The following is a 14,028-nucleotide window of genomic DNA, read 5'->3' on the forward strand; positions in this document are numbered from 1 at the left end:
AAATGAGCCAGAACGTATTCCAATTTATTGATGTGCAGCGGGTCGACCCGCCGAAGAAGCCGCTCAAGATCCGCAAGATCGAATTTGTGGAGATCTACGAGTCGTTCAACCAGAGCCAGGTGCAGATGCAGGCAGATCGCTGCCTCGACTGCGGCAACCCCTACTGCGAGTGGAAGTGCCCGGTGCACAACTACATCCCCAACTGGCTGAAGCTGGCCAACGAGGGGCGCATTCTGGAGGCGGTGGAGCTCTCTCACCAGACCAACAGCCTGCCGGAAGTATGCGGCCGGGTCTGCCCGCAGGATCGCCTGTGCGAAGGGGCCTGCACCCTGAGCGATCGCTTCGGTGCCGTCACCATCGGCAACATCGAAAAGTACATCACCGACAAGGCGTTCGAGATGGGCTGGAAGCCCGATCTCTCCAAGGTGGTCAAGAACGGCAAGCGCGTTGCCATCATCGGTGCCGGCCCGGCAGGGCTGGCCTGTGCCGACGTGCTGGTGCGCAGCGGCGCCACCCCTGTGGTGTTTGACCGCAACCCGGAGATCGGTGGCCTGCTCACCTTCGGCATCCCCTCCTTCAAGCTGGAAAAAGAGGTGATGCAGCGCCGGCGCGAGATCTTCACCGAGATGGGGGTGGAGTTCCGCCTCGGGGTCGAGGTGGGCAAGGATGTCCAGTTCAGCGATCTGGTGACCGAGTTTGACGCCGTCTTCCTCGGGGTCGGCACCTACACCTACATGAAGGGCGGCTTTGACAACGAGACGGCGCCTGGGGTCTACGACGCCCTGCCCTACCTCATCGCCAACGCCAACCGGCTGCTCGGCTTTGAGAAGAGCCCAAGCGACTACATCGACTTCGCCGGCAAGCAGGTGGTGGTGCTCGGTGGCGGTGACACCGCCATGGACTGTGTGCGCACCGCCATCCGCCAGGGCGCTTCCCGCGTCATCTGTGCCTATCGCCGTGACGAAGAGAACATGCCCGGCTCCAAGCGCGAGGTGCAAAATGCCCGCGAAGAGGGGGTGGAGTTCATGTTCAACCTGCAACCGGTCGGAGTCGAGCTCAATGCCGACGGGCAGGCTTGCGGCATCAAGGTGGTGAGCACCGAGCTCGGCGCCCCCGATGCCAACGGTCGCCGCAGCCCCGTGGTGATCGCCGGCTCCGAGCAGGTGCTGGCCGCCGATGCGGTGGTGATGGCGTTTGGCTTCCAGCCGAGCCCCTCCCCCTGGATGGCGCAGCACGGCATCGGCCTTGACAGCCGTGGCCGTATCCAGGCGCCGGAGCAGGCTGAGTTCGCCTTCCAGACCAGCAACCCCAAGGTGTTCGCCGGTGGCGACGCAGTACGTGGCTCGGATCTGGTCGTGACCGCCATCTACGAGGGGCGCAAGGCCGCCGAGGGGATCCTCGACTACCTCAAGGTGTAAGCTCTGCTCCCAAAAGGCCAGGCATCTGCCTGGCCTTTTTTATTTCGCGATCAATTCAGACCCTAGTCAGGCGGGGTGTGCTTGAATGCCCCCTTTTGCTCCCCCACCACTGCTTGAGACAACTGTTCATGCTGGATCTCATCAAAGTCATCGGGCTCGGCCTGATGGTATTGCTGCCGCTGGCCAACCCCCTCACCACGGTCGCCCTCATGCTCGGCCTATGTGGCGACATGTCCTATCAGGAGCGCCATCGCCAGTCCTGGCGCGCCTCGCTGTACGTTTTCATCATCATGATGGTGGCCTACTACGCCGGCCAGATGGTGATGAGCACCTTCGGCATCTCGATCCCCGGCCTGCGTATCGCCGGCGGCCTCATCGTCAGCTTCATCGGCTTTCGCATGCTGTTCCCCCCACCCAAGGTGGCCACTGAACAGGCCGAGGCCCCCAAGGAGATCGCCTTCATCCCCCTGGCAATGCCCAGCACTGCCGGCCCCGGCACCATCGCCATGATCATCAGCTCGGCCTCGACCGTCGATCAGCTCACCGCCTACCAGCCCTGGGTACTGCTGGCCGCACCGCCGCTCATCTTTCTCTCGGTCAGCCTGATCCTGTGGGGCTGTCTGCGCAGCTCCGACGCCATCATGCGGCTGGTCGGCCCGGGTGGTATCGAGGCCATCTCGCGCCTGATGGGCTTTCTGCTGGTCTGCATGGGAGTTCAGTTCATCATCAACGGCGTGCTGGAGATCATCGCCTCCCACCAGCTCCCCGTCGCCTAACGCCCTCCCCCCGAGCCCGCCTTTTTGGCGGGCTTTTTATTTGCATGTGAACCCCGAACCGGCTTATAAATAGCATATGCTATTTATAAGGAGAGCCCACATGCTCATCGCTACCCCGACCGAGGCCCTGCGCCTCACCCCCCACTGCGCCAAGGCCCCCGAATTTGTACTGCAAGATCAGAGCGGTCGTCTGCTCGGCCAGCTCGCCAACCCGGCTGGCGACGGCTGCCAAGGACGGCGCGCCCTGCCCGAGCAACTGATCGCCCGCGGCGTCACTCATTTGGTGGTGCGCCGCATCGGTGAAAAGATGCTGGCGCGTATGCTCGCCGCCGGCCTGGTGGTGCTGCGTGCCGAGCGTGGCTGGCAACCGGGGCAGGGTGTCTCAGAACAATGGGAGCGCCTGAGCGATGCCAGCCAGGGGGCCCCCTCCCGGCAACAACAGCAGCGCAACTGCACCTCCCATCAGGGTGCGGCGCACGAATGCGGAGGACAGGATGGGGAGTGCCACGCGAAGACCCACTGCTGCGCCAGCCGCGCGGCCACCCCACTCATCCCCCTGCGCCGCAAGGTGGCCCCATGACGCTCCTCTGGTCGCTGGCGGCCACACTGGGCCTGTTTGCCGCCCTGTTCCTGCTGCTCTGGTCGCGCCAGCGCTATCTCTCCCGTGGCAAGCAAGAAGAGGCGCCGCTGCGCCCTTGCGGCTGTACGCTCCCTTGTGGCGAGCATCTGCATCAGATCCGTGAGCCAGGCAGCACGCCAGAAACGCCGCGCTAACCCCGCCGGCAGGACTCGGCGCCCGACCCAACCTTTGCTATCATGGCCGCCAGATTTTCCGGCCACACGGCCATGACGACGAGGTTGACGATGAAAGTAGGCATTATCGGGGCAATGGAGCAGGAAGTGGCGCTGCTGCGCAGCCAGCTGGCAGGGCTCGAGACTCTGAAGGTGGGTGGCTGCGAGTTTTACCGCGGTCAACTGGCCGGCCATGAGGTGATCCTGACCCGCTCTGGCATCGGCAAGGTGGCCGCCAGCGTGGCCACCAGCTTGCTCATCGAGAAGTTCGCCCCCGATTACGTCATCAACACCGGCTCCGCCGGCGGCTTCGCCCAGGAGCTGCACATCGGTGACGTGGTGATCGCCAGCGAAATGCGCTTTCACGACGTGGACGTCACCGCCTTCGGCTACGAGATGGGCCAGATGGCCCAGCAGCCAGCCGCCTTCCCGTGCGATGAGAAGCTGATGGCGCTGGCCGCCGAGAGCATCCGCGAGCAGGGCAAGCACCAGAGCCTGGTCGGCCTCATCTGCACTGGCGATCAGTTCATGTGCAAGCCCGACGCCATCGCCAAGGCCCGCGCCGACTTCCCGCAGATGCTGGCGGTCGAGATGGAAGGGGCCGCCATCGGCCAGGTGTGCCACATGTTCGGCGTCCCCTATCTGGTGGTACGCGCCATGTCTGACATCGCCGGCAAGGAGCAGGTGGAGTCCTTCGATGCCTTCATCGAGGTGGCCGGCCAGCACTCTGCCGAAGTGATCCTGGCGCTGCTCGCCAAGCTGTGATCCCACTTGAGCACCTGGCGGCCACCCCGGCCGCCATCCTCGTCGGGGCGGCCCTGCTCGAGGCGCTGCTGCCATGGCCCGCGCACCTGCGCCTGTCGGCGCTGGTGCCCCTGCTCACCCGCCTTGGCCACAAGGTGCGCCGTCCCGACGGAACCCCTGCGGTGCAGCAACGCTCCGGCCTACTGGCGACTCTGGTGGTGTGGCTACCGTGTGCGGCCCTGCTCTGGTCGGTGCGTAATCTCGCCCTCTCTGAGCCCCTCTTCGATCTGCTGATCCTGCTGCTGCTGATCGAGTCGCGCCCCTTGCGTGAATTGGCGCAGGCCAACCGCCAACTGGCGCAAGGGGAGACCCTACCCCTGGCCCGCTTGCAGGCAGCCCCTTGGCTCAAACGCGGCACCGAGCGCCTCTCGGCCCTTGGGGTAAGCAAGGCGGTGACCGAAACGGTAGCTCTGCGTCTGGTGGCCCAGTGGGCCGGCCCCCTGTTTGGCTTCCTGCTGGCCGGGGTGCAGGGAGCACTCCTGTGGCGCCTTACCTCCCTGCTGACCCAAGCCTTCTCTCCCAAAGAGCCCGATTTTGCCCACTTCGGCCTGCCGGTAGCGCGCCTCTACCAGGCACTGGCCACCCTGCCGGCCTTGCTGCTGGCGCTGCCCCTGCTGGCCGGACGCGGCATGGGACGGGTGGCGCGCGGCGGCCTGCGCTGGCCCTTCCCGGCCGGTGGTGTGCTGCTGGCCCTGCTGGCCGCCCGGCTGCGGGTGCGCCTCGGCGGCCCGCGCTTCTACGCCGGCGACAAGCTGCGCTTCCCCGTGCTCGGCGAGGGGGATGAACCCAGGGCCAGCACGCCAGCACGCGCTCTGGCGCGGCTACAGATGATAGGCTGGGGCTGGCTACTGCTGACCCTGTTGCTCACCCTGGGAGGTGAGTTTGTCTAAATGGCTGCCCCTGCTGCTGCTGTTCAGTGCGCTGGCCGGCGCCACACCGCAGCGCATCGTAAGTCTCACCCCCCACATTACTGAGCTGCTCTATCTCATCGGCGCCGGCGATCGCATCGTCGCTACCGATGATGCCTCCGACACGCCGCCCGAGGCGCGCCGGCTGCCCCACGTGGCCAACTACCGCAGCATCAACAGTGAGGCGCTGCTGGCACAGCAACCGGATCTGGTGGTGGCATGGCGCTCGGCCCAAGCCCGCATGCTCGAGCCGGTGACCCGCCTCGGCGTGCCCGTCTTCTATTCCGATCCCACTGATTTTGCCTCTCTCTCCGGCGAGATGCGCGCCCTCGGCCAGTTGCTGGGGGTCACGACACAGGCCAATGCCGCCGCCGACGCCTTCGATGCCCGGCTGACCCAACTGCGCGAGCGCTACAGCAAGAAGGAGCCGGTGCGGGTCTTCTACCAGCTGTGGAATCCGCCGCTCACCAGCGTCAGCGGCATCGCCTGGCCGGCCCAAGCCATCACCCTGTGCGGTGGCAACAACGTGGTGGGCGAGGCGGCCAGCCCCTATCCGCAGATTGGGATGGAGGAGGTGCTGCGCGCCAATCCGCAGCTGATTGTCGCCGGCAGCCAACATAAGGCGGTGTTGGAGCACTGGCGCCAGTGGCCTATGCTCGAGGCGGTGCGCCGCGATGCCCTGGTGTTGGTCAATCCCGACCAACTGCACCGCTTCACCCCGCGCGCCCTCAATGCCGTCGAGGCACTGTGTCAGGCCATCGATGCCGTCCGCCACCGTTAAAGGAGCCTTCATGCGTCCCCTCATTGCCCTTCTTATGCTCTTCTGCGCCCCCGCGTTGGCGGCGCTCCCCATCGACCCGCAGACCCTGCTGGCCTGGCAGCAGAAGGAGCGCCCTCCCCTGCTGCTCGACGTGCGCACCGCCGCCGAGTTCGATGCAGGCCATATTCCCGGCGCCCGCAACCTCTCAAGCGACCAGCTCAGCACCCGGCTAAGTGAGCTCAAGGGATTCGAGCATCAGCCGGTGGTGGTCTACTGCCGCAGCGGACGGCGCGCCGCCCTGGTCGAGGCCCAGCTGGAGAAGCAAGGCTTCACCCAGATCTATCACCTGACCGGTGACTGGCAGGGCTGGGTGAAGGCCAAACACCCGCTCAGAACGGCCGATTGAGCCCCTTTGAGCCCGGCGCCAGCACAAAAATCGTGGCGCCGCTCTCGATTCCTGCACTCCCCGTTGGCAGCCGGCGCTGCCTCCCCTACAATCGCCGCCCAATCTTTGAGTGTGAGCAGTCTCTCGATGACGACCCTAGTGGATCAGATTGTTTATGCCTGTGACATGTTCGGCACCGCCGTGTTCGCCTTCTCGGGGGTACTGGTGGCCGGTCGTATGCGCATGGATGGCTTTGGCGTGCTGGTGCTGGCCGCAGTGACCGCTATCGGTGGTGGCACCATCCGCGACATGATCCTCGGCGCCACCCCGGTGTTCTGGGTGCGCGATCCGCTCTATATCTGGGTGGTGCTCGCCACCGCCTTCTTTGGCATGTGGCTGGTGCGCCTGCCGCGCCGTCTCCCTTGGTATGTGCTGCCGGTGGCCGATGCCTTCGGGCTGGCCCTGTTTACCATGATCGGCGCCCAGAAGGCGCTCCACTTCGGTACTTCTGGGATCATCGCCGTCCTGATGGGCACCATGACCGGGGTCGCCGGCGGGGTGATCCGCGACGTGCTGGCCCGCGAGGTGCCCATGGTGCTGCAAAAGGAGATCTACGCCACCGCCTGCATCCTCGGCGGCATCCTCTACTCCCTGGCGCTGCACCTTGGTCTGGATCGGCTGTCGGCCATGCTCATCTGCATCGGCGCCGTGTTCAGCCTGCGGGTGGCCGCTATTTATTGGCACCTCTCTCTGCCTACCTTCTCATTGGAGCGTCGCCAGGATTGAACCAAAGAGCAGGATCTGGTGTCATAGGTTGTGGTTATTGCTAGTCGGAACCCCAGATGCTCAAATCAGGTCTCTTCACTTCCCTGCTGCTGCTATCGGCCGGATGCCATGCCCAATCCCAACTGTTGATCGGCCGGCTCGCCTCTGCGCCGGTACAGCATTTCAACCAGCAGATCCAGGAAGCCGGCTCGCACCGTCAGGGATGGGTCAACGATTATCGCGAGGTGGCGCTGCGCTTTATCAATCGCGATCTCCCCAGCCGGATCCAGGCCCAGCAACTCGATAACGACCTGATCCTCTCGGTCGCCCTCAGCAGCCACCAGAGCGACATGCTCTACATCCTGACCCTCTACCGCCAAAACAACCTGTGGCAGATGCGCAATGCCGAGATGGGCTGGCGCTGTGCCGGGGCCATGGCCTTCACCCCGGTCCCCTGCCCCAACGAGCAAGTCCACTAATCATAAAAACCCCTCGCCCGGCATTCGCCGGGCGAGGGGTTTTCTAGGGACCGCTCAGGGACGCTCGCCGCGCGCCAACCGCCCCTCTATCTCGGCGATCACCGGCTCGATATCGGCCAAGGTGTCTATCACGTAGTGCGCCCCCGCCGCCTTGAGGCGCTCGCTCGCCCGTTCACGGCGCTGACTTACCTCTTCCGGACTCATGGCCTGATACGCCTCCCAGGTGGCGCCAAACTCATTGCCGGAGAGGGCTAGACCCACGGCCCACATGCCGGCCCTCTTTCCCTCCTCGATACCGGGAATCGCGTCATCCACCTTGATGCAGTGGGCCACATCTCCGATGCCAAGGCGCACCACATTTTCCAGCGCCATCCAGGGGCCAGGGCGGGCTCCGGCCGGCAGATCGTCGCTGGCCACCCAGTGATCGGGGCGATAGCCATGGGCCGCCGCCGCCGGCACCAAGGCCTCCATCACGGCGCGCGGATACCCGGAGCAGGAGCCCAGTTTCATCCCCCTTTCGCGCAAGCGATCCAGCACCGGCAGCACCCCGGCGATGGGGGCGCTGTAACGGGCGACCGCCTCTATCTGTAGCGGCATGAAGGTGGCGTAGATGAAATCCACGTCACTTGTCCCCATGGGACGGCCAAAGCGGGCCTGCCAACGCGCCGCCACCTCGGGCAGCTGGCCCAGGGTATGGATATGATCCCACTTGCCCAGCCCCATGGGGACCCGAGCCTCGGCCAGCGAGATGGGAAAATCGAACGCCTCGGCAAAGGCCTCCACGAAGATGGCGGTCGGGGCAAAGGAGCCAAAATCGACCACGGTACCGGCCCAGTCGAGGATCAGGGCTTCAATCTGGTTGTTCATCGTCTTCTCCAACGGATAGATGCCGGCCTGGGCCGGCGAAAGGGGTTACGCCATGATCTGCTCACACGCCTTCGCTACCGCCGCCAGCAGGGCATCGATCTGCGCAGGGGAAACGTCGCCTATGTTGCCAATACGAAAGCAATCGGCCTGAGAGACCTTGCCCGGATAGATGACAAACCCCTGCCCCTTGAGCGCCTGATAGAAATCGGCAAAGCGATAGCCTGGGTGGGTCGGCGAGTGGAAGGCGGTGATGATGGGCGAATGCCAGTGGCGGGCCAGCAGCGGGCGAAAACCGAGCCGCTCCATCCCCTCCACCAGCCGCTGCTGATTCTCGCTATAGCGTCGGTGGCGGGCGCTGATTCCCCCCTCCAGCTCCAGTTCGCGCAGGGCCTGAGCAAAGGCGAGCACCACATGGGTTGGCGAAGTGAAGCGCCACTTACCCCCCTGGGTCTCCATGGCGTGCCACTGCCCGTGCAGATCGAGCGAGAGGCTGCGCGCCCGGCCGGCACACGCCTCAAGCGCACGCCGCCTAGCCACGACAAAGCCAAACCCCGGCACCCCCTGAATGCACTTGTTGGCCGAGCTGATGAGAAACTCCACCCCCAGCTCGCCGATGTCCATCGGAATGCCACCAAAGCTGCTCATGGCATCGACAATCAACCGGATGCCCCGCAAGCGGCACAGGGCCGCCACCTCGTCGAGCGGGTTGAGCATGCCGGTGGTGGTCTCGCAGTGCACCATGGCCAGGTGGGTGATGTCGGGGTGGGCGATGAGCTGTTGCTCTATCTCGGCTAAGTTCGGGCGCTGGGTCTCACCGCAGTCGATCTCGAGATGGTTGAGGCCGAGCAGGCGGGCCATCTCAACCATGCGGGCCCCGTAGGCCCCGTTGTTGATGATGAGCAGCCGCTCCTGCTTGCCGATGGCGCAGCCGAGCACACATTCGACCACATAGGTGCCGCTCCCCTGTAGCAACACGCAGCTGTAGTCGGCGCCATGGCGAGCCGTTGCCAAGCGCACCAGCTCGCGGCGCACCGGCTCGACCACCCCCAGGTTGTAATCACTGTCCCAGGTGCAACTGTCTTGCAGCATGGCGGCGCGCACCGTGGCAGTGGTGGTCAACGGGCCCGGGGTAAGCAACAGATAGTCGACGGCGGGACGGGCAGCGGGGATCTCGGTCATGACAGACTCCTAGTTGGTATAGACCAGAAACTCTGCGCATTGTGGTGAAAGGGGGGCGTGGGGTCAAAGGGGGGCGGCCACGTGCAACAAAAAATTCATCTTGGTGGCTATAATGGGAGGCCGGGCCGCCGCCGGGCCCTTCTGGTCTCGACCACCTTTCAGGAGCATCATGAACAAACCCCAATACCTGCGTATCAAGGACGAACTGGGCAGCCAGATCCTGGCCGGTGGCCTGACCCGCCTCCCCTCCGAGCGCCAACTGTGCGAACTGTTTGCCACCACTCGGGTCACCATCCGCGAGGCACTGGTGCAACTGGAGTCGAGCGGCCTCATCTATCGCGCCGACCGACGCGGCTGGTTTGTCACCCCGCCAAGGCTGCGCCTCAACCCGCGCCATACCAGCAACTTCCACCAGATAGTGCGCGAGCAGGGGGGCGTGCCGCGCACCGAACTCATCGAAAAACGCGCCATCCCCGTCCCCCCCGGCTTGCGCGAGCGCCTCGGGCTCAGGCCGCTCGACACCGTCTACCTGCTGCGCCGGCTGCGCTTCGCCGATGGCCGCGCCGTCTGCTACTGCGAGAACCACTGCCTACCGACCCGGGTACCGGGTCTGCTGGAGCTGGATCTTGCCGGCAGCCTGACCGAGATCTACCGCGAGCACTATGGTCTCGACTACGCCCGCATGCGCCTCACCTTCCACCCCACCGCCCTGCCCGACGAGGTGGCCCGTCTGCTCGGCGCCACGGCGGGGTTGCCGGCGCTGCGCCTTGAGCGGCTCAACTTCGATCAGCACGGCCAAGTGCTTGATGTGGATCTCGAGTACTGGCGCCACGATAGCCTGGAGATCGAGGTCGACACCGCCGAGTGACCCTTCATGGTTTGGTCATCCCCCTGTCACCCCGCTGTCATCGCCGATCGCTAGCCTCTCCATGCCATCTGGTTTAGACCAATTACAGGAGAAAAGGATGAAACGAACCCTACTTGCCGCCAGTCTACTGGCCGCATTTACCGCTCAGGCGGCCACCGACCTGACTGTCTATACCGCCTTCGAGCCGGAGCAGTTGGCCGAGCTGAAGCAGGCGTTCGAGGCCCAGCAACCGGAGATCCGCATCAAGTGGGTGCGCGACTCCACCGGCGTGATGACCGCCCGCCTACTGGCCGAGAAGGCCAACCCCAAGGCCGACGTGGTATGGGGGCTGGCCGCCACCAGCCTGCTGCAACTCGACAAGCAGGGCATGCTGGCCGCCTATGCCCCCAAGGGGCTGGACAAGCTCGATAGCCGTTTCCGTGACAGCCGCGCCGAGCCGCACTGGGTCGGTCTCGATGCCTTCTTCAGTGCCCTCTGCTTTAACAAGGTGGAAGCCGAGAAGCAGGGCATTCCTGCCCCGACTAGCTGGGCCGATCTGACCAAGCCCGTATACCGCGGCAAGATAGTGATGCCCAACCCCGCCTCGTCGGGCACCGGTTTTCTGAGCGTGGCTGGCTGGCTACAGACCATGCCACAAGGAGCCGGCTGGCAATACATGGACGCCCTGCACCAGAACATTGATCGCTACACCCACTCGGGCTCCGCCCCCTGCAAGCTGGCCGCCAGCGGCGAGACGGTGATCGGCATCTCCTTTGACTTCCCGGCCACCAGCCTCAAGGCCAAGGGGGCCCCCATCGATGTCATCTTCCCAAGCGAAGGCTCGGGGTGGGACATGGAGGCAGCCGCCCTCATGAGCGCCAGCAAACAGCCGGAGGCGGCCCGCAAGCTGCTTGATTTCATCGTCTCGGAGCAGGCCAACCGCCTCTATGCCAAGTCGTTTGCCGTGGTGGCCGTGCCGCAGGCCGCCATCGCACGCGCCGATTATCCGGCCGACATTCAGGGGCAGATGATCGACAATGACTTTGCCTGGGCCGCCAGTGAACGCGACACCATCCTCAAGGAGTGGACCCAGCGCTTCGACGGTAAATCAGAAGCCAAGCAGTGATGAAAAGGCCGGCCTGTCCGGCCTTTTTTCTTCCTGCCTGTCATGCCGATGTCACACGGCAAATGCAAACTGGTATATACCAAAAGCATTGCGAGTCCACACCATGACCCACTCCTATCTGCATATCGAGTATCTCGACAAGCACTTTGGCGCCTTCCAGGCCTTGCGAAGCATCTCGCTTTCCATCGAGAAAGGGGAGTTCATCTGCTTTCTCGGCCCCTCCGGCTGTGGCAAGACCACCTTGCTGCGCGCCATCGCCGGCCTCGATCTGGCCGATGCCGGCAGCATCCACCAAGATGGCCGTAACATCACCCAACTGCCGCCCCAGCAGCGCGATTTTGGCATCGTGTTTCAGTCTTACGCCCTGTTTCCCAACCTGACCGTGGCCCAAAATATCGCCTTTGGCCTCGAGAACCGGGGCTTGCCGCGCGAGGAGGTCGCCCTGCGGGTCGCCGAGTGGTTGAGTCTGGTGGGCTTGAGCCGGGAGTCCCACAAGTACCCGAGCCAGATCTCGGGTGGCCAGCAGCAGCGGGTGGCGCTGGCCCGCGCCCTGGCCCTCTCGCCAGGTCTGCTGCTGCTCGACGAGCCGCTGTCAGCCCTCGACGCCCTGGTACGCCATCATCTGCGTACCGAGATCCGTGCCCTGCAACAGCGCCTTGGCATCACCACCATCATGGTGACCCACGATCAGGAGGAGGCCCTGACCATGGCTGATCGCATCGTGGTGATGGAGCAGGGCCAGGTGGTGCAGGTCGGCACCCCGAGCGAGATCTACCATCACCCCGCCAGTCGCTTTGTCGCGAGCTTCGTCGGCAACATGAACTTTCTCGAGGCACTGGTGCTCAGTGAGCGCGAGGTGCGCCTCGGCTCCCATCCCCTGCCCCTGCCCAACCAGGCCAGAGCCGGGGGATGCATTGAGCTGGCCATCCGTCCCGAGGCGATCACCCTCGATGCCGAAGGCGGCATCCCTGCCGTCATCGAGCAGGTAGAGTTTCTCGGTGCAGCCCTGCGCCTGCACTGCCGGGCCGACACCTATTGCGGCCCCCAGCGCATCACGGTGCAGCGGCCGTTTGACGAGGCTCGCCACAGCCGGGTGGGCAGTCGCTGCCATCTCGGCTGGCCCGCCTCGGCCATGCAGGCCTTTGCCCAGGAGGCGGTATGACGAGCACCCTCAGCGCCCGCCAGCGCACGCCGCTTACGTTGCATGCCCTTAAGGGGCGCCTGCCGGCCCTGCTCAGCGGCGAGCGCCTCGGCCTGCTCGCCCTGCTGCTGCTCGGTACCCTGCTGCTTTGTCTCGGCCTGCTCGGCCCCTTGCTTGCCATGCTGCAAAAGAGCCTGCAAGACGCCGAAGGGGTCTGGGTCGGGGTGGCCAACTTTCGCCACTACCTGGCCGAGCCCGCCCTCAACCGCGCCATCGGCAATACCCTGTGGCTCGGCGGTATCATCACGGTGTTGGTGGTCACTATCGCCTTTGGCTATGCCTACGCGCTAACGCGCACCTGCATGCCGGCCAAGGGGCTGTTTCGCTTGATCGGTCTTATCCCGATCCTGATGCCCTCCCTGCTGCCCGCCATCAGCCTGGTCTACTGGTTCGGTAATCAGGGGATGGCGCGGGATCTGCTGGGCGGGCAGAGCATCTATGGGCCGCTTGGCATCGTGATAGGTCTGGGCTTTTGGTGCTTTCCCCACGCCCTGATGATCCTGGTGACCGCCCTTGGCCACAGCGATGCCCGCCTCTATGAAGCGGCGCGGGTTCTCGGCACCTCCCCCTTGCGCACCTTCATCACCGTCACCCTGCCAGGGGCCCGCTATGGCCTGCTGGGCGCCGCCATCGCGGTGTTCACCCTGGCCATCTGTGACTTCGGGGTCGCCAAGGTGATCGGGGGCCAGTTCAACGTGCTGGCCACCGACATCTATCGTCAGGTGATCGGGATGCAAAACTTCTCGCTGGGGGCCGTGGCCAGCCTGCTGCTGCTGCTGCCGGCCCTGCTGAGCTTCCTGCTTGAGCACCGGGTGCGCCGGCGCATGCAGGAGCAGGTGAGTGCCCGCTCCGTCCCCTACCAGCCTGCTCCGCACCGGGTCCGCGACACCCTGGCACTGCTCTGGTGCTCGCTGTGGGCGCTGGCCTTTCTCGCCCTGCTCGGCATGGCGGTCTACGGCTCGCTGGTGCAGTTCTGGCCCTACAACCTGACGCTCAGCCTCGACCACTACCGCTTCGATGCCAACAGCGTCTATGGCTGGCTTCCGTTTGCCAACACCCTCAAGCTCGGCGCCCTCACGGCGCTGACCGGCACCGGCCTTATCGTGCTGCTCGCCTGGGCCCAAGAGAAGGGGCGCCACTTCGCCCCGCTGCGCCAACTTTTCCACCTGCTGGCCATGCTGTCGCTGGCGGTGCCCGGCATGGTGCTTGGGCTTGGCTACATCTTCTTTTTCAACCAGCCTGGCAACCCCCTCTCGGCGCTCTATGGCACCCTGATCCTGCTGGTGCTCTCCTGCGTGGTGCACTACTACACGGTGGGCCACATGACGGCGCTCACCGCCCTCAAGCAACTGCCACGCGAGCTGGAGCTGGTGGCCCTCTCCTTGCGCATCCCGCTGCGCCGGGCCTTTTTGAAGATCACCCTGCCGGCCATGCTGCCCGCCTTGCTTGAGATCGTCGTCTACCTGTTCGTCAACGCCATGACCACCACTTCGGCAGTGATCTTCCTCTACTCGAGCGACAGCGTGCTGGCCGCCGTCGCCGTGCTCAACATGGAGGACTCGGGCAACACGGCGGCCGCCGCCGCCATGGCGACCCTCATCACCCTGGCCGCCGCCGGCGTCAAGCTGCTCGAGCTGCTGATCGGGCGGGCCTTGCGCCGCCGCACCCAGCGCTGGCGCGAGGCGATCTGATCCGGGCCCATAAAAAAACCGGCCTGCTGG

General features: G+C 64.9%; 16 protein-coding genes. 14 read left to right on the forward strand and 2 right to left on the reverse strand.

Features of this window, described 5'->3' with window-relative positions; translation table 11 throughout:
• The first annotated feature begins 2 nt into the window (after window positions 1–2).
• The 10 genes from FE240_RS10825 to FE240_RS10870 all read left to right on the forward strand — a co-directional run bounded on the left by FE240_RS10825 (window position 3) and on the right by FE240_RS10870 (window position 7,087).
• Window positions 3–1,418: an FAD-dependent oxidoreductase gene (locus FE240_RS10825; RefSeq protein WP_193000872.1), complete on the forward strand. Its 1,416-nt coding sequence runs from the start codon at window positions 3–5 to the stop codon at window positions 1,416–1,418.
• Between the two features lie 128 nt (window positions 1,419–1,546).
• Complete coding sequence (locus FE240_RS10830; protein WP_193000874.1) at window positions 1,547–2,194, forward strand: MarC family NAAT transporter; 648 nt, start codon at window positions 1,547–1,549, stop codon at window positions 2,192–2,194.
• 100 nt (window positions 2,195–2,294) lie between these two features.
• Window positions 2,295–2,774 (forward strand): NifB/NifX family molybdenum-iron cluster-binding protein, encoded by a 480-nt coding sequence (locus FE240_RS10835; protein ID WP_193000876.1) that lies wholly within the window; start codon window positions 2,295–2,297, stop codon window positions 2,772–2,774.
• On the forward strand, window positions 2,771–2,968 hold the full coding sequence (locus FE240_RS10840) for a hypothetical protein (protein WP_193000878.1): 198 nt from the start codon (window positions 2,771–2,773) through the stop codon (window positions 2,966–2,968). The genes FE240_RS10835 and FE240_RS10840 overlap by 4 nt, the downstream gene beginning before the upstream one ends.
• Before the next feature lie 90 nt (window positions 2,969–3,058).
• On the forward strand, window positions 3,059–3,751 hold the full coding sequence (mtnN, locus tag FE240_RS10845; protein WP_042045060.1) for a 5'-methylthioadenosine/S-adenosylhomocysteine nucleosidase: 693 nt from the start codon (window positions 3,059–3,061) through the stop codon (window positions 3,749–3,751).
• Window positions 3,748–4,680, forward strand: coding sequence for a cobalamin biosynthesis protein (locus FE240_RS10850; protein ID WP_193000880.1), 933 nt, complete (start codon window positions 3,748–3,750; stop codon window positions 4,678–4,680). Before mtnN ends, FE240_RS10850 begins: the two co-directional genes overlap by 4 nt.
• Complete coding sequence (locus FE240_RS10855; protein ID WP_193000882.1) at window positions 4,673–5,479, forward strand: cobalamin-binding protein; 807 nt, start codon at window positions 4,673–4,675, stop codon at window positions 5,477–5,479. The genes FE240_RS10850 and FE240_RS10855 overlap by 8 nt, the downstream gene beginning before the upstream one ends.
• A 10-nt stretch (window positions 5,480–5,489) precedes the next feature.
• Window positions 5,490–5,864, forward strand: a complete 375-nt coding sequence (locus FE240_RS10860; protein ID WP_193000884.1) for a rhodanese-like domain-containing protein — start codon at window positions 5,490–5,492, stop codon at window positions 5,862–5,864.
• Window positions 5,865–5,990: 126 nt separating this feature from the next.
• On the forward strand, window positions 5,991–6,629 hold the full coding sequence (locus FE240_RS10865; RefSeq protein ID WP_193000886.1) for a trimeric intracellular cation channel family protein: 639 nt from the start codon (window positions 5,991–5,993) through the stop codon (window positions 6,627–6,629).
• A gap of 56 nt (window positions 6,630–6,685) precedes the next feature.
• Window positions 6,686–7,087, forward strand: coding sequence for a hypothetical protein (locus tag FE240_RS10870; RefSeq protein WP_193000888.1), 402 nt, complete (start codon window positions 6,686–6,688; stop codon window positions 7,085–7,087).
• 54 nt (window positions 7,088–7,141) lie between these two features.
• Here FE240_RS10870 and phnX read toward each other — a convergent pair whose 3' ends face one another.
• Window positions 7,142–7,954 (reverse strand): phosphonoacetaldehyde hydrolase, encoded by an 813-nt coding sequence (gene phnX / locus FE240_RS10875; RefSeq protein ID WP_193000890.1) that lies wholly within the window; start codon window positions 7,952–7,954, stop codon window positions 7,142–7,144.
• A gap of 45 nt (window positions 7,955–7,999) precedes the next feature.
• Window positions 8,000–9,133 carry a 2-aminoethylphosphonate--pyruvate transaminase gene (gene phnW, locus FE240_RS10880; RefSeq protein ID WP_193000892.1) on the reverse strand — a complete coding sequence of 378 codons (1,134 nt, stop codon included), beginning with the start codon at window positions 9,131–9,133 and terminating at the stop codon, window positions 8,000–8,002.
• 169 nt (window positions 9,134–9,302) lie between these two features.
• On the opposite strand from phnW, the gene phnR reads away from it, so the two are divergent.
• The 4 genes from phnR to FE240_RS10900 all read left to right on the forward strand — a co-directional run bounded on the left by phnR (window position 9,303) and on the right by FE240_RS10900 (window position 13,998).
• The gene (gene phnR, locus FE240_RS10885) at window positions 9,303–10,001 is read left to right on the forward strand and encodes a phosphonate utilization transcriptional regulator PhnR (RefSeq protein WP_193000894.1); all 699 of its coding nucleotides are present in this window, start codon (window positions 9,303–9,305) and stop codon (window positions 9,999–10,001) included.
• Between the two features lie 97 nt (window positions 10,002–10,098).
• Window positions 10,099–11,106 carry a putative 2-aminoethylphosphonate ABC transporter substrate-binding protein gene (locus FE240_RS10890; RefSeq protein ID WP_193000896.1) on the forward strand — a complete coding sequence of 336 codons (1,008 nt, stop codon included), beginning with the start codon at window positions 10,099–10,101 and terminating at the stop codon, window positions 11,104–11,106.
• 103 nt (window positions 11,107–11,209) lie between these two features.
• Window positions 11,210–12,268 (forward strand): putative 2-aminoethylphosphonate ABC transporter ATP-binding protein, encoded by a 1,059-nt coding sequence (locus tag FE240_RS10895; RefSeq protein ID WP_193000898.1) that lies wholly within the window; start codon window positions 11,210–11,212, stop codon window positions 12,266–12,268.
• A complete protein-coding gene (locus FE240_RS10900) occupies window positions 12,265–13,998 on the forward strand; it encodes a putative 2-aminoethylphosphonate ABC transporter permease subunit (RefSeq protein ID WP_193000900.1) in 1,734 nt (577 codons plus the stop codon). Before FE240_RS10895 ends, FE240_RS10900 begins: the two co-directional genes overlap by 4 nt.
• Window positions 13,999–14,028: the final 30 nt, after the last annotated feature.

Source organism: Aeromonas simiae (assembly GCF_014892695.1).
Lineage (GTDB): Bacteria > Pseudomonadota > Gammaproteobacteria > Enterobacterales > Aeromonadaceae > Aeromonas > Aeromonas simiae.